This window comes from Amedibacillus sp. YH-ame6, from assembly GCF_053848845.1.
Map to the genome: position 1 here is coordinate 242,536 of NZ_JBSPEZ010000002.1, position 26,124 is coordinate 268,659.

Sequence of the window (26,124 nt, forward strand, 5' to 3'; positions counted from 1 at the left end):
TTCCCTACGCTTTCTATTCATTCTATAATCCATTGATAATTTCATTTGGTCGCTTCCCACTTGCAACCAAGTACACATCTTCCATGACTTTACGATTCATATGAGACATGCAAGTACGATTGTAAATTGCCGAATGTGGTGTGATGGTAACATTTGCCATCTTTAGCAGTCTTGAATTTACATCCATTGGTTCATACCCTGCAACATCTGCGCCATATCCTGCTAACTGTCCTTGTTCTAATACGTCCGCAAGTGCTTCTTCATCTATCAAACCACCTCGCCCTGTATTGATCAAAATGGCATGTTTGGAAACATGTTGTAATGTTTCCGCATTGATAAGATGTCTACTATTTTCATTTAGATTTGCATGTAGACTTATAAAGTCGGAAGTCTGTAATAACGTTATGAGGTCACAAAGTTCAACACCCAGAAGATCTGCATCTTCCTTACTCAAATAAGGATCATATGCAAGTATTCTATTATGGAATCCATATTTCATAATTTGTGCCATACGTTTTCCTATGTGTCCACAACCTATAATTCCTGTTACACCATCCCGCAACTGATATCCCATGATTTCTTGGCGGTTGATGTTCCACTGCCCAATGTGCACTTTTTGATCCGCACGTACAATATTCTTAGATACTGCCATTAATAATGCCGCTGCTTGTTCTGCGACTGCATCTTCTTCTACTACATGTGGAATCACTGTTACAAATACACCATGACGCTTTGCACTTTCCAAATCAATGTTGTTGTAACCAATTCCATGTCTTGCGATGAGTTTTACATCTTTTTGTAATGAGAAGAATGTTTCGTCAAGTTGAGGATAGTTGCCTAATAATATATAGGAGTAACCATCCAACCTTTCAGCGAGTGTAGCCCCATCCATATCCGCTGGAAGTAAGAATTTATCAACCTTACCAACTTTTGATTCGAGTTCTTCTATATACTCTGGGAACTCTCGGCCAAAGCTCGTAATATTGATGACTGCTATTTTCTCCATTTCATCCCTCCAAAATAAGTGACTCGTGTAAACATATGTAAGCCCTATCACTCGTTACACTTATCATCTTAATGAAAACGCTTTCTATGTCAAACTGACACAAATACCTCTTGTGTGTCACACTGCAAAATAATAGAAAGCCCTTGTTTTAAGGGTTTTATTCATCTTCTATAAATTTTTTGCTTCTTTGTAATTTCTAATAAGATTTAAAAATATGGATGTGTGTTATAAAAAAAACACATTTCACAACGATTCGTGTCATCAATGTGTTATGTATTTAAATTTTTTGACACTATAATATTTGATATTTTCTACATATTTCTAATTTCTTTGAGTATAGCATGTATTTTCATAATTTTAACTTGGTAAATATTGGTAAGTTATTACCCTTGAATTTGTTCTTTTCTTATGTTTTCTATTCTATAACAAAAAAAAGGAGAACATTTGCGTTTTCCTTTTTAGTCTATTTATTAAATGTTGTTCATTGTCTTATGTTCACCACATAAGGTCTCAAAATCTTTTGTGAATGCTTCCACTGCCGCAGTAACAGCATCCATGCGAATCAAACCATCGATAACATCTGGCGCAATGGTGCAAGCTCCTGCACCATAAGTAGCAAGTTCTAATACTTGTTGAGAGTTCTTAAAGCTCGCTGCCAACAAATCACATTTCAAACCTGACTTTGTCAATACATCATGAATATCTTTTGCGACTTTGACACCATCATACCCCATATTATCGATACGATTTACATATGGTGCCACATAATGTGCACCTGCTTTCGCTGCCAGGAACCCTTGCATTTGATTATATATCGCAGTACCTGTAATATTCGCGCCTTCTTTAGATAATATTTTCATAGCCTTCAAGCCCTGAGGTATTACAGGAATTTTAATATATGTATTCTTTCCTAATACTTCTTGAATATGATGTGCTTCTTCTACCATATCCTCTGCTTTACTTGAAATAACTTGTACATGAAGCTGAGCATCATCCCCTATAAACTCACGTATTTCCTTTAGTACATCATAGGGAGGTTTACCTCCTGCTTTTAAAATCGTTGGATTACAAGTTACTCCATCAATTGGGTATATATCATACAAACGTTTAATTTCATTTATATCTGCATGATCAATTAAAATTTTCATATTCTATTTCCTTCCTAACTTATTTACTTATAAGATGCTTCATAGATTGCTTTGCAATCTTCATCGGATAATGCTACACGATCATTCGCAAATAATCTACTCATCGCAGATTTTGCATTTTTCACGAAGGTATCAAATTCTTCGCGTTTAATACCATAATCCGACATTTTCAAATCGTCTACATAACATGCTTTTTGTAATTGATCCAATACCTCTATGAAATCCATAGGATCACTAGCATCACTTTTCCCCATAGCTTGTGCCATTTTAATAAATCGTTCATCACACACATGTTGTTGAATGAAATGGGTAAAGTATGCCTTGCTTATCATAATCAAACCAGCTCCATGTGGCAACTCTTGGTGATATGCGGACAATGCATGCTCTAAAGAGTGTTCACTGGTAGTGGATCCCACAACCATAACGATACCCGACAATGTGTTCGCAAAAGCAATATTCTCTCTTGCTTCCATATTCTTTCCTTCATGGACTGCAGCTGGTAAGTATTTTGCTACCTTTTCAATTGCAGTAAGTGCATACATATCACTTAATAGATTTGCTTTGTTGGAAATGTATCCTTCCAAACTATGAAACAAAGCATCAAATCCTTGAAATGCAGTAAACTTTGGTGGAACGCTACACATTAGGGAGGGATCAACGATAGATAACACAGGAAAGTTTAATGGGTGGATGAATCCAGCTTTTTCATAGGTTTCTTCATTGGTAATTACTGCACCCATATCAATTTCAGAGCCTGTTCCTGCAGTTGTAGAAATTGCAATTAGTGGAAGCGGATTATGTTGTAGTGGCATTCCTTTGCCGGTGCCATTCCCTATATAATCCCAAAGATCACCTTCATTTGTTGCCATCGCGCAGATTGCTTTACCTGCATCCATAACGCTTCCTCCACCTAGTGCCACAACAAATTCGCTACGATGTTCTCTTGCGAAGGCTGCACCTTCCATAACGGTTGACTTTAATGGGTTAGCCTGTATTTTATCGAAGATATCATATGTAACTTCTGCTTTATCTAATTCCATCGAAAGACGATCTAGATAACCGTTAACTCTAGTGGATTTCCCATTCGTGATAAGGATTAATGCATGTTTTCCTGGCATCTTCTGTTCATGAAGTTGTGACAAAGTACCCTCACCAAATAACAAATTTGTTGGTATATGCATTTTAAAACTCATGTTTCTACCTCCTATTTACCTTTCTATTATAATACGAAAGCGCAAGGATTACCTTACGCAGTTTCATTAAACGATACGATTTACAGATTCATTATTTAAAAATGCTTGTAAATTGTCTTGTGCACAATTCATAATACGACTTCTTGCTTCTTTCGTAGCCCAAGAAATATGTGGTGTGATAATGCAATTATCACAAGACAATAATGGATTATCAAAAGCCACTGGTTCAGTGTACATTACATCAAGTGCTGCCGCATAAATAACGCCATCACGCAATGCCTGTGCCAAATCTTCTTCATGGATTAATCGACCTCTCGCATTATTGATTAAGATAGCATTTTTCTTCATGAGTGCAAATGTATTCTTATTCATCATTTGTTCATTATCCTTTGTAAGCGGACAATGAAGCGCAACTACATCACTACTTGCGAGTAATTCTTCAAGCGATAATGAAGTGTATCCTGGAACACATTCTGGTTTTACGTACGCATCATAATACACAACGTTCATTCCTAATGCACGAGCAATATTTCCAGTTGCCTGACCAATTCTACCAAAACCAACAATACCCATTGTTTTTCCTGCCAACTCAATTAGTGGGTAATCCCAAAAACACCAGTCCTCACTATTTGACCAACGTTGTTTTTTTACTTCATCATTGTGATGACCAACGCGATTACACACTTCCAACAACATTGCGATTGCATACTGTGAAACGGTATCTGTTCCATACCCTGGCACATTGGTACATGCGATTCCTTTGGCTTTTGCTGCCTCTACATCAACAACATCATACCCCGTCGCAAGAACACCAATGTATCTTAACGCAGGACAAGCTTCCATTACTTCCTTTGTAATTCTAGTCTTATTGATAATGATGCATTGTGCATTTCCTATACGATCAATAACATCTTCATCCTTTGTACGATCATAATAGGTCACTTTTCCAATCTTTTCAAATCCTTCCCAAGTAAGATCTCCTGGGTTTTCGCAATACCCATCTAATATAACGATTTCCATAACAACCTCCTAGTCGTAAATTCCACTCATGATACGAATGATTTCCTCAACATCATCACTCTCGCGCATAAGACGTTGTCTCTTCTCTTCAAACTCAGCTAAATGATTACATTTTTCAATTACATCATCAATATGCTTCGCAGGAAATTTCACTGCACCATTTTCATCCATATGAATAATTTCTCCAGGTGTAACCTGCATTCCAAATACTTCAACACCTGTATTTACAGATTGCACTGCCCATTTTCCATGACCTGCAGTTACTCCACTCAACATATATTGCATTCCTAAAGGACGAATCTCATCGACATCACGAGATGGTCCATCGCTAATAACCCCCACCACACCAACAGAACGTAAAGCTGTCATCATATTTCCCCCTAACAAACCATTGCGACATTTCACTTCTTCTGGAAAATCCTGTTTTAACACAAGAACAACGGGTTTATCCATTTCCGCAACTGCACGCAATACATCTGCAAATTTTAAACATTCAAAGTTAGGGTCTGGCATTCCATAGGTACATGTTACTGCATATCCTACGGTTCTGCCAAGCTCTGGATACATAACTTTTGCTTTTTCATCGGTATACCATTGCCCAAGCCAAGGGTGATATAATCCTAAACAGTAATCCTTTTCAGGATAGGTTGCCACTACATTGGTAATGGATGGTGTATCAAATTTCTTAAGTTCCTCTAATCGTTCATCTTTTTTCATTTTTTTCTCCTCCTATAGTCCGTTCACAATTTCCAAAGGACGTTGTCCATCTTCTACTAGATAGATATCATCCATAACTTTTAAATCCATATTTCTAAGACAAATTTCATTATATACTCCAACATGTGGTGTAAATACTGCATATTCACATTCCAACAATGGGTGATCATCCAGCATTGGTTCTTCTACCATAACATCAGCACCAAATCCAGCTAAATGACGTTTACGTAGTGCACATGCCAAAGCATTCTCATCAATGAATTTCCCACGTGCTGTGTTGATTAAGATAGCTTCTGGTTTCATGAGTTTTAAGGTTTGTTCATTGATTAAATTATGTGCCTCTTCTGTATAATTTGCATGGATAGATATAAAATCAGATTCTTTTAGAAGTTCTTCCAAAGATACTTTTTCGATATTATAAGAATCTGCTTGTTCCTGTGTTAAGAAAGGATCATAGGCAAGGATGCGATTACGGAAACCAAACTTCATAATCTCTGCAAAGCGACTTCCAATATTTCCATACCCGATAATACCTGTCGTCTTATTGGACATTTGATATCCCATAACACGTTCTCTTCGTATAGACCATTCTTTGTTATGTACCATCCAATTTCCTTGATCAATGCGTTTCGCAACTGTCCCTAATAAACACACAGCTTGTTCCGCAACGGCATCACGTTCGATGATGCCAAGTTCTTTACAAACAAACACATTATGATTTCGTGCTGCCTCTAAATCGATGTGATTATATCCAATTCCATGACGTGTAATCAAGCGTACATCTTTTTGGTGCTCAAAGAATTCTTCTGTAATCGGAGGAGTTGTTCCCAAGATAATGTATTGGTATCCTTGTAGCATATTTGCTAACTCAATACTATCAATGTGTTCATCCACTTTAAAACGATCTACTTTTCCTATTTTCATTTCTAATTCTGTAACATGCTCTGGATAGCGTTTCGCAAAACTGTTTACATTTACAACGGCAATTTTACTCATACTTTTTATTCCTTCCCTTCAAAGTAATCAACTATGTTTTGTGCTGCAATTCTTGACATATTATTTATAGAATCAATAGAAGAAGCAGCGATATGTGGAGTAACAACTACATTTTCACTCTGCATTAACTTTTCATCGATGTTAGGTTCTTGGTAATGTACATCACTACCAAATCCATAAATCTGATTCTTTTCAATCGCTTCATATAAGGCTTCTTGATCAATAAGTTTTGCTCTTGCAGTATTGATTAATACTGCATCATCCTTCATCTTAGCAAAGGTCTCTTTTGTGATAAGTGGTGTAAATTCTGGTAATGCAGGCATATGTAAGGTAATGAAATCTGCTTGTTCGAATATTTCATCAATACTTGCCTTTTGAATTCCATATTCCTCTACAAAAGCATCATCGTAAAATTTATCGAATGCTAATATTTTACAATCAAAGCCATGTAATCTTCGAGCTACACTCTTACCAATAGCACCAAGTCCAAGAATCCCAACCGTACTTTGATACAAATCTTTTCCCATTGGTTTCTTCCATTCACCATTATGAATATATCGATCACAACGTGTAATATTATGACAAACAGATAACATCAAACCTACTGCATGATCCGCAACAGAATTGGTATTTGCATTTGCCGCAATCTTCAACTCTATCCCTTTTTCTTTCAGATATTCACAATCTACTTTATCCAAGCCAACACCATAACGAGATACAATCTTTAATTTATCTGCACAATCAATAACCTTTTGACTAAATACATCTGTGCCTAAAATGACTGCGTCAACTCCTTGGATATATTCCATCATTTCTTCTTCTGTTAATAATCTACCTTTGGGATTGGGAATAATTTCAAACCCTTTATCTTTTAAGATATGAAGCGCTTCATCACTACATGAAGCAAAAGATTTTGATGTTACTAGCACCTTCATATTATTTACCTCCTGTACATGCGTCTAAAAGTTCTTCCCCTTCTTTTTTATAGAAGTCTTTTAAGATACGCAAGTCAGTTCCTAAAGCAAAGTGTTTTACACCCATTGCTAAATAATAATCAGCTTCTTTTGCAGTCTTTATTTCTACACGAACACTTACACCATGTTTAATTGCAGTTTCAATCACTTTCTTTTCTACTTCTTTTACATATGCTTCTTGATTTTTACGATCTACACCACAGTTCATTGAGAAATCTGCTCCTCCAAACTGGATAAAATCTACACCAGGTACGGAACAAATTGCATCAATATTTTCTACAGCCTCGACTTTTTCAATCATAAAACCTTTGACTGTTTTGTTTACATCCGCAGCATATTCCATTTGAGAAGATAAATCTGCATTGCGAATCCAACGACGATTTACAAATCCCATCTTCCCACCTAATTGAGGAGTTGCAGGAGTAATAGAGCGAATCGTTTCTTCTACTTCCTCTGCAGTGGTATGGTCAGTAAATAAAATCCCTTGAAAACCTGCTGCCATAGCCTTTTGAGAAACATACGTGCGATTGTAATAATCAGCTTTGATAATCATTCCAATATTATGCAACTCTGCAGCTCGGCACATATTTTCCATATCGTACTGATCAAAAGGAGCATACTCCCCTAAAAACTCAACATAATCATAAGCACCAGCACAACCTACCACTTCTTCGATTAGTGGCCAAGTTGCATTCACTCGTGTTGCGATTACAAATTCTTTGTTGTCTAAAGCTTCTCTAATTGTGTTTTTCATTTCATTTATCCTCTTTCTTTCGTATCAAGATTCCAACAAGATGACAGGATATGTGCAACACCATCTTCATTATTGGTGTATTCACTGATCATATCTGCATACTGTTTTACCTGTTCATCTGCATTTTTCATTGCGACTCCAATGCCACAATGTTGAAGCATTTCGATATCATTATAGGAATCTCCTATAACCAAGACTTGATCTAGTGTATCTTGGAAAGATTCTACATACTCTTGTATTCCTACAACCTTAGAGACACGTTCATCCACATACTCATAAATATCAGGTTCACTTTGTATACCACGCACTCCATCAATATGAACCTTCTCAATCAGCGTATTGATTTTTTCCCTATTCGCTGGATCAAAGAGCAACATGACTCTTGGAGTTTGTGTATAATCGTTACAATAGTTTGGATGAAATACTACATCGATTTGATTGATCTTTAAAATATTGGATACCCGCTTTGTTACTTTTTGAGCATAGAATAGACCTGGATTATGAAAGCAAACATTCACATCTTCTTCTCCTTCAAAAGCTTTTAGGACCTTTTCTATCACCGTCTTATCCAACATATACTTTCTTTCTAGCTTTTGTTGTGCTGGAATATAAAGATCTACACCGTTATTTGCAACGATAACATCTATGTAATCTAATAAACCCTTTGCCTTAAGAAGTGGTAACAAGGAACTTAACGCACGACCTGTCGCAATACCAAATGGGATATGATACATCGTACGAAATCTTTTGATCGTTTCGATCACTGTAGGAGGGAGTTTTTTATCATCTTGTAATAAAGTTCCATCCAAATCAACGAAGACGTATTTTATTTGCTTAATGTCCATTATTTTTTCCCCGCACAACCTATCAGTGCTATATAATGCATGATTTTATCTTTAAAACCCTCAGCCAATAATGGATACATATCATATACAGCATTTCCACTTAAATCGCGATTTGTTAAATTCTCAATTGCAGCGCGTTTTAAATCGTTCGACAAGTTAATCTTGTTGATACCTTCTCGTGCACAACGTGCTAAGTTTTCATCTCCTGTACCACTTCCTCCATGTAACACCAATGGAATATTTAATGCATCACGGAGTTCATGTAGTAAATCAAAACGAATATTTGGAGTTCCTTTGTATACTCCATGTGCTGTTCCAATCGCAACTGCAAGTGCATCTACACCTGTTCTTTCTACAAATTCTTTTGCTTCTTTTACTTGTGTAAGTGCTTGTGAACCATCAATTACATATTGTTCACCAAAACCAACATGACCTAATTCTGCCTCTACATTTACACCAAGTGCATGAGCGATACGTACCATTTCTTTGACCTGAGCAATATTGTCTTCATATTCACAAAGTGATCGATCAATCATAATACTCGTACATCCTGCACGTAATCCTAACATGCATTCTTCAAACGTCTTTCCATGATCTAAGTTCCACACAACTGGAACACTTGCATTACTAGCCATGGCTATCACACTTTGTCCAAATGCTACAATATCTGGATTGGCAATAGGCGTTGTGTTTAAAATGAGAGGAGATTTCATCTCCTCTGCTGCCTCTATGGCAGCGCGAAGATTATGTTCATTGTCGATATTCGTAGCTGGTACTGCATAACCTTCTTTCTTTGCATTTGTTAAAACATCTTGAAGTGTAACTAACATTTTCTTTTCCCTAAGCGATTCTTCATCGTCCTTTCTGATTTAGTCGTAACGAATCATGACACGATATGTATTAGGCTCACATGCTTTTTCAAATGCCTTCATACCGTCTTCAAATGTATAAGTTTCATCAATTACTTCATCCATATTAATCATTTGATAACGTATCAAACGTGTTGCTCGTTCATTATCATCAATATTTGGATTTAATGTTCCAATCAATTCAATTTCCTTACTATGGATAAGACCAAAATCTACTCCAATCTTATCTTTGCTATCTTGTGAACTATAGGCAATCAATCGCCCATAAGGTGCTAACATATCAATGGCATCTCCCCAAACAGATGCTGTAGGAATTGTATTAATGACTACCTCGGCCCCTAAACCATTGGTTAGCTCTTTCACACGTTCTACAACATTTTCTTTTGATGGATCTAAAACATAAGCAGCTCCATGTCCAATTGCTTTTCTTTTCCGCGCTTCATCCATTTCAGACACAATCACTCTTGCGCCTTTCATTTGAGCAAGCTTCAATTGAAAATAACCCATAATTCCCATACCTATAATCACAACCGTATCTCCTAATTCAATTCTGGCCTTTTCAATACTGTGAATACAACATGCAAGGGGTTCTGTTAATGCAGCATGTGCCATATTAACATCCTCAGGAAGTTTGATCACTTGCCATGCCGGTATTGCTAGATATTCACTCAAACCTCCACCTAATATATTTCCATCTACATTCGCACGTTTAGGCATTTGCTTTTTGTTTTTACACTGTGTTCCTCTTCCACTTCGGTCGAGTTCACATTGGTTACAATATCCAGATGTGAAAATCACATGATCCCCAGGGTTTATTTCTACGACACCTTTTCCAACTGCTTCTACTACACCACTACATTCATGTCCTCCTAGAAATGGATATCCATAATTCCTTGTCCCTTTGTAAGTTCTTCGATCCACTGTGCACAATGAACAATACTTTGTTTTAAACAATACCTCGTAGTCATTTAGTACTGGCATCTGTAAATCTACAAACTCCAATTCATCTTTGTTTTTAATCAGTAGCGTCTTTGCTTTTTTCATTCCGTTTTCCTCCTCTCATTTCACAAACGCTATATCCCTATGAAACGGTTCTTACCGTTGAGATACTAATTCATATTTTTCCAGTTGTAATTCGTGTTCTGTTCATTTATAATCATATAGAAAACGGTTTCATAGTCAAATTGACAAAAACTGTTCCTGTGTGTCACACACGTGTTCGCGATGTAAGAGGGTTTTTACAAGATTTTTATAGAATTTTATATTTTTACTTCATTGTGTAACATAGAGTGTACATTTATTCTAATTGTGATAGAATAAATCTGCATAGTGTGTCATAAAAAACACGTGATTTGACACCAAAATGTATATAATTTCTAAGAAGGGGCGAAGGAAATGGAAAAAACGAGGAGAGATTTAATTTTAGAATCTGTTCGCAAGTATACCAGCGAAGGCATTCTAAACAACACGTTCAACTTTGATCAGTGTAATGCGTTTGACATTGCCTTAGATCACAAGCTTGATCGATCAAATGTATCCAGAATACTGAATCAGCTTTTTAACGAATTTTTGCTTATTAAAGTAGAAGGTAGACCTACGCTTTACTTATCGAAGGAAATTATAAGTGGACAGTTTCACTTCAATAATATCCCTCAGATAATCACAAATCGCGAAAGTCTGAAAAATCTATTTGTTTTCAACACGCCTAGTGAGGAACCCGTGTTGCGTAATGATCTTGATATCATTGGAAATGGATTTGAGGAATCTTTATCCTCCCTCATCGGGAAACTTTCACCAGCGATTTATTTTCATCAAAGCAATCCTTTATTGATTGCGATACAAGGGGAAAAGGGTGTTGGTAAAAAATACTTTTGTTCAAGACTATTTGATTTAGGAATCAAAACAAAACGATTCCCAAAAAAAAATAAAATTTATACCATAGATTATCGTAGTGTTTGTGAAAACTTAGAGGGTTTTAAAGAACAAATTAGTCTACGAAGTATATCTATTATTGTGATTGAAATCTTCACAAAGTTCTCAGAGAATGATATCTACCGATTAAGGAATGATATCTTTCATATGTTTAGAAATGAAAACCGGCAGATGCCGATTCTTATGTTTCTTGTCGATAAGAGTGTCGATAATTTTGCGTACTTCTCGCAATTGACGCCTTACTTTGTACAATACCCAAACATACGCGAACGTACTGCCAAGGAAATGATTGAACTTGTCTTGACCTTTATTCAAGAAGAAGCAGATAACATCAACTTCCAAATAAAAGTTACAAGCAATGCGATTGCATCCTTTATATGTGCAGAATATACATACAATTTATTTCAATTAAGGAATGAGATTATTTACTCCATCTCTAATAACTTATATTCAGCATCTTTAAGTGGTCATGATCCTATTATTTTAACGCATGAAAATGTATCAAAAAACATCATGAAAAATAATAGTTCGTCGGATGTTTCTTTCTATGAACAAGTACAGACATCCTTATCACAACTCATTCCAGAAATCATTGATTTTTATCCAGGAAAAGAATGTGAACCATTGAAAACACTACGAAATACACAGTTAGCAAGCACGATGTTTATTACTCCTAAGCTTTCTACCATCACTGAAAAAGCAAGTGAAGACGTTGAAAATGCACGTACAAAATTATTGGATTCTTCCAGTATTGAAATGCATTCAAGACTGTACCAGGTATTGACTCCTGTATTTGCAAAAACTAAGATGAAATATGACAAGCAATTGATGAGTTTGTTGTATAAAAAAATCCAGAACATGCTGGACAATACTTTCGCTTATAATTTTTCATTGGACGATTTAAGCTATAAAGAAAGCACCCAATCCATGGAGGTCTCCAATAATATCATCGCAATTATTGAGAATAAATTTCAAATACACATGCTAGATGTATATGCGAGCTATATCAGAAATTATATTTACTATGCATTGAAATCGATTCGCTATGATAGTATTACAACACTGATTATTGCGCATGGAGAACGACTTGCGGAGAACTATGCCCAACATTTAAATAGGGTGATTCAAAATCGTTCTTTCTTCTCCTTTGATTATAATCTCTACTATCAACAGCACGATATAAAAGAATTCAATGAAAAAATTTATAAGCTGATGAACTATATTGATTTAGGAAAAGGTGTATTATTGATTGGTGACTATGATCCTCTTACTACCTTGGATAAATCCATTGTGGCAGAAACAAATATTCCTGCGTTCTCTTTATACCCACTCTCTTTACCACTCTTATATGATACAAGTGAATTGGTGAACTTAAAAACGATGCATCTTGGTATTCTGCTTACAAAAGTCATTAACAATAAACGAGAACATAAACAATTTCTAAAAGAATCAACGTATATGAGTAAATCAGAGCGTTCTAATAGTCCAATTTTAGCTAAGTTTATAAAATCATTTCCACATATCAATACCGCGAAATCAAATGAATCGTTGTATCAAGTTCTGGTAGATGTTTGTGGAACTTTAAATATTTCTGTAACGAATGATTTAATCATCTCTTTCTTATTTCATGGAAACTGTATGTTAGAGCGATGCACTACAAAACAAAAAATTCATTTTCACCTTTTAGATCAATATCTAGAAACCTATGACTATTTATTTACATGTATTAAAAATCGATTACATCAAGTACGAGACTTCTTGACCCTCTCCATAGCGGATGAAGAAATCGCAGTACTATCACAAATCTTTTATAACTACTTAGAATTCCAAACAATTGAAGAAGCGAAACACACTAACTAACACACTATTAAGAGTGTAATTTGTGTGTATGCTTGCATAAAAATTATTATCCATGTATCATATAAAAAGATTTAAAATGTACCTATGTACGGAAAGGAAATAACAAATGGTAAAGCATGTTTTATTTGTGAAAATGAAAGACAACAGTCCTGAAGCTTGTGAAAAGGTAAAAGCATTATTTCTAACAATGAAGGAACGTATTGATTTTGTTAGGGATTTACAAGTAGGAATCGATTACTTACATTCCGATCGTTCTTATGATATCGTATTGGAACTTACAGTAGATAGCCCAGCTGATCTAGAACGTTACCAAAGCAACCCATATCACGCAGATGTAGTGAAACCATACATCCATGAAGTTAGAAGCGGTTCCGCAACTGTAGATTACGAATTTTAATATACAAAAAGCATGCTCTCTCTAAGAACATGCTTTTATATTACTATTTTTTAATAATGCTTGCGTTCCAATTTTCATTAGGCGCAACTTCTAATAAATCAGCTACTGTAGCAGCCACATTAGATAGTCCTAAATCAGCTTCTTGTTTTAATGTTACATCTGCACCATAAACAATAAATGGAACTTTATTTAATGTATGAGAAGTTTTTGCTCTAATAGGTGAATCTTCTTTTTTCTGTTTTTCATACATTTCATCTGCGTTACCATGGTCTGCAGTAACAATCATAATACCATTTACTGCATCAACAGCTTTCTTAACGCGAGCCAATTGTAAGTCTACAGATTCTACACCGATGATTGTTGCTTCATAGTTCCCAGTGTGTCCAACCATATCTCCATTTGGATAGTTTGTACGAATGAAGTCATAGTTTCCTGATTCGATCGCAGCCATTAATACATCTGTAATTTCTGCAGATTTCATCCAAGGACGTTGTTCGAATGGAATTACATCAGACTTGATTTCTACATAGTCTTCTAATTTGTCATCAAATTTTTCAGAACGGTTTCCATTCCAGAAATATGTCACGTGACCAAATTTTTGAGTTTCACTAATTGCATACTCACGAATTCCATATTTACACAATTCTTCAGTTAATGTGTGTTTGATTTTTGGTGGATAAGTTAAGAAGTTGTTTGGAATATTTAAGTCTGCATCATATTGAAGCATACCTGCATACATAACCTTTGGTGTACGAACACGATCAAACTTATCAAAGTCCGCATGATCAAATGCCAAAGAAATTTCCTGTGCACGGTCCCCTCTAAAGTTGAATAGCACAACGCTATCTCCATCTTCAATTGTTCCCACTGCTTTTCCATCTTTTTCAATAACGAAACCTGGAAGATCTTGATCTACAACTCCAGTTTCATTACGGTAAGTTTCGATAGCTTCTTTTGCACTAGCAAACATTCTACCTTCACCTAGTACATGGATGTGCCATCCTTTTTCAACCATAGACCAGTTTGCTTCATAACGGTCCATCGTAATATTCATACGACCACCACCACTTGCGATACATGCGTGGAAGTTATCATCGTTTAATTCTGCCATGTAGTTTTCAATATCTTCTACATAAATCAATGCGCTTGTTTCTGGTACATCACGACCATCTAATAAGATATGAAGACGAACTTCTTTTACTCCATCTTCTTTTGCATTTTTTACCAATGCTTTTAAATGGTTAATATGAGAGTGAACATTTCCATCAGATAACAATCCCATGAAATGCATTTTTCCACCTTCACAATTTTTTACTAAACCTTTCCAAGTATCGTTTTTAAACAATTCTCCAGATTCAATATTTTCATTTACTAACATAGCTCCTTGTGAGTAAATTTGTCCACAACCTAATGCGTTGTGTCCTACTTCACTATTCCCCATGTCTTCATCACTAGGAAGCCCTACAGCCAATCCATGTGCTTTGATTTCTGTGTGTGGATGATTGTTCCACAAGTTGTCTAATGTAGGTGTATATGCAGCTTTCACAGCGTTTCCAAACTGTGAATCGCTAAGTCCAACTCCATCCATTACTACTAATACTACTGGTCTTTTACTCATAAAGGTTACCTCCTGATTTTACCTTATAAATATAACACTAATTAAGATTTTTAGAAACTGTTTTGTTCAAAATACGCGATAAAACAGTATTTCAAAAGAAAAAAGAGATTTTATCATCCCTTTTCTACTATTCTACATTTTCATAGATGTGATCATCTTTGATTCTTGTGTCTTTTGTTACATCTTTTGTGCCTTCTTCATTTAATGTATGCCATGCTTGTGTTTTTTTCTTTCGCCAAGGAATTAACATCTTCAATCCTTTGAAAAAAGTGTCAACTATCCACACCCATAAATGTACACCTATGAAGCTAATTATAATACCTCCTATGAAGTATAAAACGATATCCATATTTATCCCTTCATATAAACTGGCCAAAATTCATCAAATTTTGCGGCTTCCTCAGTTTGTTCAACATACGCAAAATAATCTTCATCGTAATTGTTCGCAACACAAAATTGTGTGTAACCAGCCATAATGCCACCTTGATTGTACAATGTGAATTGTCCTTGTACAATTTTTACTTTTTTCAAATCATTTCTTTTATAAATCCTTGGTTCACCACATCCATCTAATTCTGGAGATGTATCAACCAATACTATACTCATATCGCTCGAACGATAACCTAAGATCAAGCTACCATATAAATACGTAGTCTTTCGCGCAATTACATAATTCGATGTTTTCACATCAGATGTATATGCATATAAAATTTCATATGTATCCGCGTCTTCTACGACTTGATGAAACAAGGTATGCATTCTTTTTTTGTTCTCATTACTTTTTTCTAAATCCCATTCCTTCTTTTTTCCTATACCAAATAATCCCATAGTGTACATCCTTTCTCTTTTGTTATATAATAATTACTTTTCACACAACAAAAGTAATTATTTCAAATATATAGTATCATAACTCATAATTTACTTCAACAAAAAAAGCAATCACAACGTTCGTGATTACCCTTTCAATGTATTCAAATATGTAAGTAAGCTTTCAATTTGTAAGTCTGCAGTTTCATCAAGCACATCTAAATATATAAATGGCAACGATTTTTTAGCGGAATTATGTATTAATATTGTCGTGATAATCATATTTCCAAATGCTTTTACATTTATTTTTTCTTGAGCTACTTCACACATTACTAATAATTTCTCAAAGAAATTAATTTGCGATTCCATAAATGTTATATACTCTTCATCACGAATACGTTCTCGAACCCAAACCTCTTCTTCTTGTGTCATAACCAAGAGTCCATGATCTTTATAATTCAATACCTGATAAAGCAACTTTCTCATTTTTTCCTCTGGAGTATATCCTTTTGAATTTATTAATGTTTCCACAATTGCATCAATTTTCCTCCATTGAAAATCGATCACTTGAATTACAAAATCTTGTACACTATCGTAAAATGTATAGAAAAAAGGCTTTGATATCCCCACTGTTTTTAAAATATCCATCAAGCGTACATTTTTAATTCCATGTTTAGAATACAAACTTAAAGCATTCTCTAACAATTGAATTTTTAACTCTTCCCGTTGTTCTTTTGAGTAAGATTTTAATGGCATAACACACACTTCCTTTTTCCAATTTAGCTTTTCACATTATATCACGCTTCTTCTTTTTGTTGTGCATATATTAGTACCTTTTATCATTTTACTTGCATAAGCATCTAGAAAGGCGTAAGATTGAATTGAAAATGATAATCATTATCATACGGAGGAAATTAAATGAAAGATAACAAAAAGCTAACGAATGAAGTTGGAGCCCCAGTTGGCGACAACATGAACTCACAAACAGCTGGTAAACGTGGCCCTATGATGTTACAAGATCATTGGTTCATGGAAAAACTAGCGCACTTTGATCGTGAAGTAATTCCAGAAAGAAGAATGCATGCTAAAGGTAGTGGTGCATTTGGAGATTTTACAGTAACAAACACAGAAATCACAAAATATACAAGAGCAAAACTATTCCAAGAAGTAGGCAAGAAAACTCCTGTCTTTGTTCGTTTCTCTACGGTTGCTGGAGAACGTGGAGCTGCAGATGCAGAACGTGATATTCGTGGTTTCGCAATGAAGTTTTATACAGAAGAAGGAAATTGGGATTTAGTTGGTAATAATACACCAGTATTCTTTTTACGAGATCCTAAGAACTTCCCAGACTTAAACCATGCCGTAAAACGTGATCCAAAAACAAATATGCGTAGTGCTAAAAATAATTGGGATTTTTGGACATGCTTACCAGAAGCATTTCATCAAATCACCATCACTATGAGTGATCGTGGTATTCCAGCGAGCTATCGTCATATGCATGGATTTGGAAGTCATGCGTATAGCTTCCTAGATCAAGATAATAAACGTATTTGGTGTAAATTTCACTTTAAAACTCAACAAGGAATTAAGAACCTTACAGATATGGAAGCAGAAGAATTGGTTGGAAAAGATCGTGAAAGTCATCAACGTGATTTATTTGATGCGATTGAACGCAAAGATTTTCCAAAATGGACAATGGCTGTACAATTAATGAGTGAAGAAACTGCTGAGAAAATGCCTTTCAACCCATTTGATTTAACAAAGACATGGTCACAAAAAGACTTCCCATTGATTGAAGTTGGTGTATTAGAATTAAATCGTAATCCAGAAAACTATTTTGCAGATGTTGAACAAGCCGCATTCTCACCATCTCATTTAGTTCCAGGTATTTCATTGTCACCAGATCGTATGTTACAAGGAAGATTGTTTGCTTATGGAGATGCTCAACGCTATCGTTTAGGAGTTAATCATAACTCTATACCTGTAAACGCTCCTAAGTGCCCTGTTCACTCATTCCATCGTGATGGTGCTATGCGTGTTGATGGAAACTATGGCGCAACAACTGGATATTCACCAAACTCTTATGGAGAATGGGAAGATGATCACAATGTAAAAGAACCAGCATTTGAGGTTGTTGGACATGCGTATGAATATGATTTCGCTGAAGATGATAGTGATTACTTCTCACAAGCAGCAGCTTTATTCCATATTATGAAAGATGATCAAAAAGAAGTATTATTTGGCAATACTGGACGTGCAATGGGAGATGCCCCACTACATATTAAACTTCGCCATGTAATGCATTGCTACAAGTGTGATGAAGCCTATGGAGAGGGTGTTCGTAATGCCCTTGGAATTTCTATGGACGATTACAAATCTTATTTAGAAAATGAAGGCAAAGATTTAGTCTAAGCCAAAAACTAAGTAAAAACATGTGCATTTCCTCTCTTTGTAGAATTGATTCAAATCATGAAATATGATACGATTACAACTAATAAAGAGAGGAATGTACAACTATGACAAAACGTGGACAACTCATTTACGAATATTTTATAAACCATCCAAATGCGCATCCTACAGCAGAAGAAATCTATACTTATCTAAAAACATTAGATGATAAGGTTGGTATCGCAACTGTATATCGCAATTTAAAAAGCTTGGTGAAAATGAATCATCTTCGTGAAATCAGTGTTGAAAAACAAGGTGTACGTTATGATTTAATTGATTATGAACACTATCATTTTATATGCGAAACCTGTGAAACTATTCAAAACTTTTCTTTAGACACACTAAAAAATATAAATAAAGAAGTGGAAGAAACAACCCATGGTGTCATCCTTAGTAAGGATATGATTTTTCGCGGAATATGCAAAGAGTGCAAATCAAAAATATAGAGCAGGTTAGTCAATAACCTGCTCTTTTCTATTCTCTCATCAATCGATTGATATGAATGATTAGAAATGACATTTCTTCATCCGTTATCAACATCTGATATTTATCATATAAGAAGTTTTTAATTTTATTCGCAACTTCTGCTTCTTTATGGTATACATTCTTTTGATTCATATAGAAGTTATGTTCTGTATCTTCTAACATTTTATCCGTAAAGAAACGTTCTACGAAGAAGCGTATATGTGTTACAAAACGCAAATAATGAATACTATCTTTATGAAAGTCTTTATTCAAAGAATAGCGTACAAGACTTACAATATCGCCAATCAATTTTGAATAGCGTGCACTATCGTACTCTGGATTGTTCGTAGCTTGTGCATTTACAAGATGAAAGGCAATATTCACAGCCTCATCTTCTGATAAACTGATCTTTAATCTTTCATTTATATAATTCAAACATTCTAAGGCGACTTGATATTCTTTCGGATAAAAGTTTTGTATTTCCCAACTTAATCGATTTGTAATCACCATATTCTTTTGAAAACGCTCGATTGCAAAGTTCAAGTGGTCCGCCATCAAAAAGTATAAGTTATCATTGAAACTAGTTGATAATTCTTTCTTTGCTAGCTGAATTACTTCACTTGTAACTTCTAACACTTCCTCCGTAATAGAACCTAGCATTTCCGCAATCTGTAAAGACTTTGTATTGCTAACAGGAATGAACTGTTGATATTGTGCATGATCCTCTTTTATTTCTTCACCTTGTTTGCGATTATAACCAATCCCTTTTCCCAAAAGGATAAATTCTTTGTTATTTGCATCTTCCGCTAAGACAACGCTAGAATTTAATACCTTTTTAATTTTAATCATGCACTCACCTCCGTTCATTCAAAATTTAGATGATTATTCTCAATTACTTTCTTATACCAATAGAAGGAATCCTTACGATAACGATCATAACTTCCATTTCCATTATCGTCGATATCTACATAAACAAACCCATAACGTTTTGAAATCTGTTTTGTGGACTCACTAATCAAATCGATACAAGCCCAAGAAGTATATCCCATTAACTCTACACCGTCTTCTACGATACCATCAAGCATGCTTTTGAAATGTTGGCGATAGTAATCAATACGATATTCATCATGTACTTTTCCATCCATCAATTCATCTTTTGCACCTAACCCATTTTCTACTATGAACAATGGTTTACGATAACGATCATATAGTTCTACCATAGAGATACGAAGTCCAATTGGATCTATTTGCCATCCCCAATCACTGGATTTCAAATATGGATTTTTTAATCCCATAACGGTATTCCCTGCTGTTGTTTCCATACCCGTTTCATCATCTGCCACACAACTAGACATATAGTAACTAAAGGAAACGAAATCAACAGGATACTCTCTCATAATTTTATCATCATTTTCTTCTTTATGAATATGAATATCATGATTTTTATAATAACTTAATAGATAAGATGGATATTCTCCAAATACTTGTGTATCAGAGTATGCGTAAATATTACGCATTTTTTGTTGTGCCTTCAAAATATCTTCAGGTTTACAAGTCATAGGATAGTAAGATAATTTTGTAATCATACAGCCTACCTTAGAATCAGGAATAATTTCATGACATATTTTCGTAGCTAATGCACTTGCGACAAATTGATGATGCATTGCTTGATAACATACTTCCTCGAAGTTTTTATTTGGGAAACGATCTTCAATCAAACCTCCTGTTGTATAAGGATGACGAATGATACTATCAATTTCATTAAATGTTAACCAGTACTTTACTTTGTTCTTATATCGCTCACAAATAACCTTAACATATCGTTCAAAAAACGATACTACTTCTCTAGAATACCATCCATCATAGTTTAAAACTAAGTTTAATGGTGGTTCATAGTGAGACATGGTTACTAAAGGTTCAATTCCATACTTATGCAGTTCATCAAATACATCATCATAAAACTGCAGTCCTGCTTCATTAGGTTCTTGATCATCACCATTTGGAAAGATTCTACTCCACGCGATTGACATACGGAACACTTTAAATCCCATCTCTGCCATCAAAGCAATATCTTCTTTATAACGGTGATAAAAATTACTCCCATGACGTTTTGGATAGTTTGTAATATCTTCTGGATGTGCCAATGCTTCTTCAATATCACTTGTATGTATTTCATTATGCTTATCGTAGTTTTGTACACTTACATCAAACTTCGCTCTGGCACAATCTGATACACTCCATCCTTTTCCACCTTCATTCCAACCACCTTCAAACTGGTTTGCTGCTGTAGCACCACCCCATAAAAATCCATCTGGAAATTTCTTCATATTAAGCTATTTTCCTTTCTGATTTCATCAAGACACTTTGTTCATTTAAAACTCCAACTTCTCCATGAACTACTTCATAATCTGTTGTATTTGTTACAATCACAGGAGTTGTCACATCATAACCTAGTTTTTTTATTTCTTCTATATCAAATGATAATAATAAATCACCGCGTTTTACATGATCTCCAGAAGTCACGTGAGCTTCAAAACATTTTCCATTTAATTCTACTGTATCAATACCTACATGGAATAATAATTCTGTACCATTTGTTGTTTCCATTCCTATCGCATGTTTTGTTTCGAATACCATTTTTATTACACCATCTGCTGGTGCTCTTAGTTCACCAATTTCAGGAATGATGGCTACACCATCACCTAAAGCTTTATTTGAAAACATTTCATCTTTAACTTCACCTAAAGAAATTGCAACTCCCTTTAAAGGACTCATAATTACAGATTCTTCTTGATCATTCATAACACTCGTTTGTTCTGTTGATTCTTCTTTCCAAAGAATCAATGTACATACAAAGGAAAGTACAAGTGCAATACCAAACCCCGCAATACCATAGATCAAATTCATACTGTTATCTGGGTCGATAAACATTGTAATATTTGCTAAACCAGGTCCAGCAATAACAAAACTCTTTAATGCCATCAAGCCTACAAATCCACCAGTGATAAAACTACTAATTACTACACTATATAAGACTTTTTTATTTAGAAGTGTAACACCATATAATGAAGGTTCTGTAATCCCCATAAGAGCAGATATACCAGCAGATGCTGCTACAGATTTTGTTTGTTTGTCTTTTGCTTTAATCGCTACTGCAAAACAAGCACCTGATTCAGAGATATTGTGTGCCAAAGATGCAGGTAAATACATCATTTCATATCCTAGTTTTCCATATGTAGAGACTGCATATGGAACCATTGCCTTGTGCATTCCAGTCGCAATCATAAATGGAAGGATACCAGATAGAAGAGCAATTCCTAAGAACCCTAATTTATCGTATAAGAATAAAATCGCTGTTGTTAAGTATTCACCAAGTGTATAACCAAGTGGGCCTAACAATAAGAACGCAACTGGAATTGTAATTGCTAATGCAACCATAGGTACAAAGAATACACGAATTGCTTTAGGGGAAACTTTGTTTAAGCCTTTTTCCATAAAACTTAAGAATAATACAACAAGAATTGCAGGAAATACTTGTGAGTTGTAGGCTACATTTTTAACGGTAATCCCAAGTATTGTGAAGTTCTCTTGTAATAGTGCTACATTGGCAGGGAGTAGTAACACGCCCACTGCAACAAGCGCAACCAATTTATTCGCATTCATTTTTGATGCAGTTGTTACTGCCACCATTAATGGCAAGAAATAGAATGTCGCATCACTAATAGAAGCTAATATTACATATAATCCGTCCGTTGCAGATACAATTCCAAATGTTGATAATAAAATCAATAAAGATTTTAATACCCCAGCGCCCGCAATTGCAGGAACAAGAGGTTGGAAAATGCCAACGACGAATTCAAGTACTAGCATCCCTATTTTCTTCTTTTCTGATGTTGCACTACTTACTCCTTTTGGATTACAAATTTTTATTAATTCATCATACATTTCAATAACTGAATTTCCAATTACAATCTGTACCTGAGCATTCATAATTACACCCATTACTCCAGGTATCTTTTTTAATTCTGCTTCATTTACTTTTTCTTTATCTACCAAACTAAAGCGAAGTCTTGTTGAACAATGTTCCAAGTTGACGATGTTTGCTTCTCCTCCTATACAATTTAGTATTTCAGAAGCACTTTTTTTAAAATCCATAACGATTCTCCTCTCTTACACGTTTCGGTATCACTGATTGGCCAATATCACAAAAAAGGCAGGACATTACAAAATCCAAAATAAGGTATAAACCTTCGTTTGAATATATTGTAAGATCCTGCCTGCATTACCAGTTACATGTCTTTTAACAATTCCTATAATACACAAGTGTAAGCGCTTTGTCAACACACAAAATAAAATAAATTTTCTTACAAACAAAAACCAAGACGATATCGTATAACATCATATTACAACATATCTTATACTTCGTTTAGGTTATAAACATTCACCTTATCCCTTATAAAATCCTGCTAAAACCTAGGAAAATAAACAAAATCCCACTCACCCAAGAGAAGTCATAATCTGCTTTAGAAATAAAATGCTCTCCACATAAAGAACCTCCAAGTACCGCTAAAACTCCTACACAAAAACTTATGATTAAAACTGATATTGGATTATGAATACTAACCCCTAAGGCAAACCCACTCCCTAAGGAATCAATGGATAAAGCGATTGCTAAATAGATAGCCTCTTTCAAAGACAAGTATTTACTATGATCGACATCGGCCTTTGTTTCATCCAAATAAACATCAATTACAAAAGAGATTCCACTATATGCAAATGTGAGTTGTTTTTGTTTTGATTTCCTTAAAAACCGTTTGATTGTTCCTTGAAATATAGAACCCATTCCAACTATAAAAAAGATCGTAAAAGATATCCATTTACACACGTCTTTTGGAATAAACAATTGAATAAATGTAGCTGTATATAAAGAAATTCCTAAAAATAATACACCGATACTCGCAATTAAAATAGCGGAACGTAAAGGGATACGTATGTTTTCTGTACCATAGGCTAATGATGCTAAAAAGCTATCAATACTTAAAGCAATTACCAACAACAAAGACTGAAACATTCTACCAACTCCCCTTTATCAGTGTATTCGCACATACACGAAAGGTTCATTGTCTAGTTGAAATCCTTTTTCGATAAAAAAAGAATAACACCTATTTCTACATTGGTATCATCCTTTTTCATCTTTTTATAATTCTACAATATTACCCTTTTTATCAGCTAATATTACACTCATATTCAAACTGCTTTTCACAGCTTCTGGGATCTCATTCCATTGTCTACGATATGCTAAAGAATCATTGAACGCAAGACTATAGTGTGTCTTTGTATCATCGATATGTTTAATGACTTCACTTAACTTCACCGGTAGTGTTTGCTTTCTTCCTCTTCTTATTCCTTGTACATTGATTACCCATCTTTGATTTTCATTATGAGCATCAATGACTTCTTTATTTTCAATATATTCCCAACCATGTTCTGCCAACCAAGATTTGATAAGATTTGATAAATCTTCTGTATTGCGCTTCATCTTAGCTCTTCTTGCGGCTAATTTTTCTTCTTCACTCTTTGCAGGTCTACCTCTTTTTTTATTTGGGAACATTCTTTCTCTGCCTTCCATTTGCTCTATGTAAAAACGAACAGTTAAATGAGAACCAAACCCTGTATTCCCTTTAGGTTTACGTAATATTTCATCTCCATCCAACATCAATTTGTAAATTGCTTGGCAACATGTTGGCATCGTTGCATGATTTGGAGATACACTGGCATGTAACTCCTTTGAGTTTACCTCAACAAATGCTTTACCATCTTTCTTTGCATCTTTTTTTAACGTCTCAATTACTTGTAAGTAATCTTTAATTCCTGGTCCTTTCATTTTACACTCTCCTTTTATTGCCTACATTGTAAATGTTTTGTTTTGTCGAATGCACGCAGAATTTGACTGATTCAATAAAAAATCAAAAATTCGTGTATAATAAAAGTATAGAAAGTGGTGAAGGCATGAGAAAGTTACAATTCAAGAAAATTCTTTCCATATTAGATGCGATTGAAATACAGGGAATCGCCTATAAGGATGCGGCTGTTAAAGTATATGATGCACTAGCAAATGAGTACTTCTCTATGAAGATGGAGGAGATAAAACAAATATTAGATTTTCTCAAACAGAAAAAACTACTTAAAGATTCTAGTAATGGAATTGATTTATCCCCAGCTGCGACTGTATATGCTAAGAGTAATCAAAATTCTGGATTAGAGGCATTGTCGATCTTTGAATCCTTTATTCATGATGAACAAATTTTCTCATTTTATCAAATACAAGCAAAAGAGAATAAGTTCATAAATCGAGATGAAGTTCTTCGTTATATTGATCATGAAAGCTTTCAATTTATGACACAGACTTCCCTTTTTGAATATGAACAAGATCAAATTCGCTTCCATCCAAAACTAATGAGAGGCATACAAGATATAGTAGAAGAGTACCGTAATGAAGAACCACCTCTTGTCTCTGTAACACTTACCGCACTTTATACATCGACTATCGTAGCACATGAAGATTTACGTATTGATTATAAAAACACAAATGCAAAGATGATTGATTATGAGGCAAAGCATGTTATCTTAAGTATTATTCCTAGAAAGGGAATTCCTCATGATCGTGATGAAACAAAAGCACTACAATCTTTCTATAAAGATACCCTTTTCCATGAGTTTGATCATGCGTGTCCTATATGCAATATATCCATTGCTCATATGTTAATCGCTTCGCATATAAAACCTTTTAGAGATTGTGCCCACATCTTTGAAGCTATCGACCATAACAATGGTTTATTGTTATGTCGTAATCATGATTACTTATTTGACCAAGGCTATATTTCTTTTGATGATCGTGGGTACATTATTATCAGTGAAGAACTACTTAATATGAACAATCTAGAAACATCCTTTGTCATACATAAGAATTATCGATTGAACGAAATCTATCTTACAAAGAATAGGCGTTTATTCTTACAATACCACAGAGAACACATCCTAAAGAAGAGCATGTAAAAAGCAGCCAAATGGCTGC

Annotated in this window: 25 protein-coding genes; 5 read left to right on the top strand and 20 right to left on the bottom strand. The window is 34.8% G+C overall.

Going from position 1 to position 26,124, the window contains the following annotated elements:
• Nucleotides 1-22: 22 nt before the first annotated feature.
• From ACWG0P_RS02875 to ACWG0P_RS02925, 11 genes are all read right to left on the bottom strand, one after another.
• Nucleotides 23-1,006: an NAD(P)-dependent oxidoreductase gene (locus ACWG0P_RS02875; protein ID WP_455800409.1), complete on the bottom strand. Its 984-nt coding sequence runs from the start codon at nucleotides 1,004-1,006 to the stop codon at nucleotides 23-25.
• Between the two features lie 470 nt (nucleotides 1,007-1,476).
• Complete coding sequence (locus tag ACWG0P_RS02880) at nucleotides 1,477-2,154, bottom strand: fructose-6-phosphate aldolase (protein WP_455800410.1); 678 nt, start codon at nucleotides 2,152-2,154, stop codon at nucleotides 1,477-1,479.
• Between the two features lie 23 nt (nucleotides 2,155-2,177).
• The gene (locus tag ACWG0P_RS02885; protein WP_455800411.1) at nucleotides 2,178-3,347 is read right to left on the bottom strand and encodes an iron-containing alcohol dehydrogenase; all 1,170 of its coding nucleotides are present in this window, start codon (nucleotides 3,345-3,347) and stop codon (nucleotides 2,178-2,180) included.
• Nucleotides 3,348-3,413: 66 nt separating this feature from the next.
• On the bottom strand, nucleotides 3,414-4,367 hold the full coding sequence (locus ACWG0P_RS02890) for a D-2-hydroxyacid dehydrogenase (RefSeq protein ID WP_455789779.1): 954 nt from the start codon (nucleotides 4,365-4,367) through the stop codon (nucleotides 3,414-3,416).
• Between the two features lie 9 nt (nucleotides 4,368-4,376).
• The gene (locus ACWG0P_RS02895; RefSeq protein WP_455800412.1) at nucleotides 4,377-5,084 is read right to left on the bottom strand and encodes an RraA family protein; all 708 of its coding nucleotides are present in this window, start codon (nucleotides 5,082-5,084) and stop codon (nucleotides 4,377-4,379) included.
• A gap of 12 nt (nucleotides 5,085-5,096) precedes the next feature.
• Complete coding sequence (locus ACWG0P_RS02900; RefSeq protein WP_455789777.1) at nucleotides 5,097-6,080, bottom strand: NAD(P)-dependent oxidoreductase; 984 nt, start codon at nucleotides 6,078-6,080, stop codon at nucleotides 5,097-5,099.
• A 5-nt stretch (nucleotides 6,081-6,085) separates the two neighbouring features.
• Nucleotides 6,086-7,015 (bottom strand): phosphoglycerate dehydrogenase, encoded by a 930-nt coding sequence (locus ACWG0P_RS02905; protein WP_455800413.1) that lies wholly within the window; start codon nucleotides 7,013-7,015, stop codon nucleotides 6,086-6,088.
• Nucleotide 7,016: 1 nt separating this feature from the next.
• Nucleotides 7,017-7,808, bottom strand: coding sequence for an HpcH/HpaI aldolase family protein (locus ACWG0P_RS02910; RefSeq protein ID WP_455800414.1), 792 nt, complete (start codon nucleotides 7,806-7,808; stop codon nucleotides 7,017-7,019).
• 5 nt (nucleotides 7,809-7,813) lie between these two features.
• Nucleotides 7,814-8,653: a Cof-type HAD-IIB family hydrolase gene (locus tag ACWG0P_RS02915; RefSeq protein WP_455800415.1), complete on the bottom strand. Its 840-nt coding sequence runs from the start codon at nucleotides 8,651-8,653 to the stop codon at nucleotides 7,814-7,816.
• On the bottom strand, nucleotides 8,653-9,483 hold the full coding sequence (locus ACWG0P_RS02920; protein WP_455789773.1) for a class II fructose-bisphosphate aldolase: 831 nt from the start codon (nucleotides 9,481-9,483) through the stop codon (nucleotides 8,653-8,655). The genes ACWG0P_RS02915 and ACWG0P_RS02920 overlap by 1 nt, the downstream gene beginning before the upstream one ends.
• Nucleotides 9,484-9,522: 39 nt before the next feature.
• Nucleotides 9,523-10,566, bottom strand: coding sequence for a zinc-dependent alcohol dehydrogenase (locus ACWG0P_RS02925; RefSeq protein ID WP_455800416.1), 1,044 nt, complete (start codon nucleotides 10,564-10,566; stop codon nucleotides 9,523-9,525).
• A 351-nt stretch (nucleotides 10,567-10,917) separates the two neighbouring features.
• Between ACWG0P_RS02925 and ACWG0P_RS02930 the strand changes: the two genes are divergently transcribed.
• Together ACWG0P_RS02930 and ACWG0P_RS02935 are read left to right on the top strand one after the other, a co-directional pair.
• A complete protein-coding gene (locus ACWG0P_RS02930) occupies nucleotides 10,918-13,314 on the top strand; it encodes a PRD domain-containing protein (RefSeq protein ID WP_455800417.1) in 2,397 nt (798 codons plus the stop codon).
• 106 nt (nucleotides 13,315-13,420) lie between these two features.
• Complete coding sequence (locus tag ACWG0P_RS02935) at nucleotides 13,421-13,711, top strand: Dabb family protein (protein WP_455789770.1); 291 nt, start codon at nucleotides 13,421-13,423, stop codon at nucleotides 13,709-13,711.
• 43 nt (nucleotides 13,712-13,754) lie between these two features.
• Here ACWG0P_RS02935 and gpmI read toward each other — a convergent pair whose 3' ends face one another.
• The 4 genes from gpmI to ACWG0P_RS02955 all read right to left on the bottom strand — a co-directional run bounded on the left by gpmI (nucleotide 13,755) and on the right by ACWG0P_RS02955 (nucleotide 16,892).
• The gene (gene gpmI / locus ACWG0P_RS02940) at nucleotides 13,755-15,329 is read right to left on the bottom strand and encodes a 2,3-bisphosphoglycerate-independent phosphoglycerate mutase (protein ID WP_455800418.1); all 1,575 of its coding nucleotides are present in this window, start codon (nucleotides 15,327-15,329) and stop codon (nucleotides 13,755-13,757) included.
• Between the two features lie 127 nt (nucleotides 15,330-15,456).
• On the bottom strand, nucleotides 15,457-15,678 hold the full coding sequence (locus tag ACWG0P_RS02945) for a hypothetical protein (RefSeq protein ID WP_455800419.1): 222 nt from the start codon (nucleotides 15,676-15,678) through the stop codon (nucleotides 15,457-15,459).
• A gap of 2 nt (nucleotides 15,679-15,680) precedes the next feature.
• Complete coding sequence (locus ACWG0P_RS02950; RefSeq protein ID WP_455800420.1) at nucleotides 15,681-16,157, bottom strand: hypothetical protein; 477 nt, start codon at nucleotides 16,155-16,157, stop codon at nucleotides 15,681-15,683.
• Nucleotides 16,158-16,283: 126 nt separating this feature from the next.
• A complete protein-coding gene (locus ACWG0P_RS02955; RefSeq protein ID WP_455800421.1) occupies nucleotides 16,284-16,892 on the bottom strand; it encodes a TetR/AcrR family transcriptional regulator in 609 nt (202 codons plus the stop codon).
• Nucleotides 16,893-17,054: 162 nt separating this feature from the next.
• Here ACWG0P_RS02955 and ACWG0P_RS02960 point away from each other — a divergent pair, with 162 nt between their 5' ends.
• Nucleotides 17,055-18,548: a catalase gene (locus tag ACWG0P_RS02960; protein WP_455789765.1), complete on the top strand. Its 1,494-nt coding sequence runs from the start codon at nucleotides 17,055-17,057 to the stop codon at nucleotides 18,546-18,548.
• A gap of 104 nt (nucleotides 18,549-18,652) precedes the next feature.
• Nucleotides 18,653-19,030, top strand: coding sequence for a Fur family transcriptional regulator (locus ACWG0P_RS02965; protein WP_455800422.1), 378 nt, complete (start codon nucleotides 18,653-18,655; stop codon nucleotides 19,028-19,030).
• A 28-nt stretch (nucleotides 19,031-19,058) separates the two neighbouring features.
• Here the strand turns inward: ACWG0P_RS02965 and ACWG0P_RS02970 are convergent, their stop codons facing one another.
• From ACWG0P_RS02970 to ACWG0P_RS02990, 5 genes are all read right to left on the bottom strand, one after another.
• Nucleotides 19,059-19,898, bottom strand: coding sequence for a PRD domain-containing protein (locus tag ACWG0P_RS02970; protein ID WP_455792750.1), 840 nt, complete (start codon nucleotides 19,896-19,898; stop codon nucleotides 19,059-19,061).
• A gap of 14 nt (nucleotides 19,899-19,912) precedes the next feature.
• The gene (locus ACWG0P_RS02975; protein WP_455800423.1) at nucleotides 19,913-21,376 is read right to left on the bottom strand and encodes a glycoside hydrolase family 1 protein; all 1,464 of its coding nucleotides are present in this window, start codon (nucleotides 21,374-21,376) and stop codon (nucleotides 19,913-19,915) included.
• Nucleotide 21,377: 1 nt separating this feature from the next.
• Complete coding sequence (locus ACWG0P_RS02980; RefSeq protein WP_455800424.1) at nucleotides 21,378-23,204, bottom strand: beta-glucoside-specific PTS transporter subunit IIABC; 1,827 nt, start codon at nucleotides 23,202-23,204, stop codon at nucleotides 21,378-21,380.
• Nucleotides 23,205-23,502: 298 nt separating this feature from the next.
• Nucleotides 23,503-24,120 (bottom strand): manganese efflux pump, encoded by a 618-nt coding sequence (locus tag ACWG0P_RS02985; RefSeq protein WP_455800425.1) that lies wholly within the window; start codon nucleotides 24,118-24,120, stop codon nucleotides 23,503-23,505.
• A 126-nt stretch (nucleotides 24,121-24,246) separates the two neighbouring features.
• Nucleotides 24,247-24,933, bottom strand: coding sequence for an AT hook domain-containing protein (locus tag ACWG0P_RS02990; protein WP_455792743.1), 687 nt, complete (start codon nucleotides 24,931-24,933; stop codon nucleotides 24,247-24,249).
• A gap of 125 nt (nucleotides 24,934-25,058) precedes the next feature.
• Between ACWG0P_RS02990 and ACWG0P_RS02995 the strand changes: the two genes are divergently transcribed.
• Nucleotides 25,059-26,105 carry an HNH endonuclease gene (locus tag ACWG0P_RS02995; protein WP_455800426.1) on the top strand — a complete coding sequence of 349 codons (1,047 nt, stop codon included), beginning with the start codon at nucleotides 25,059-25,061 and terminating at the stop codon, nucleotides 26,103-26,105.
• Nucleotides 26,106-26,124: the final 19 nt, after the last annotated feature.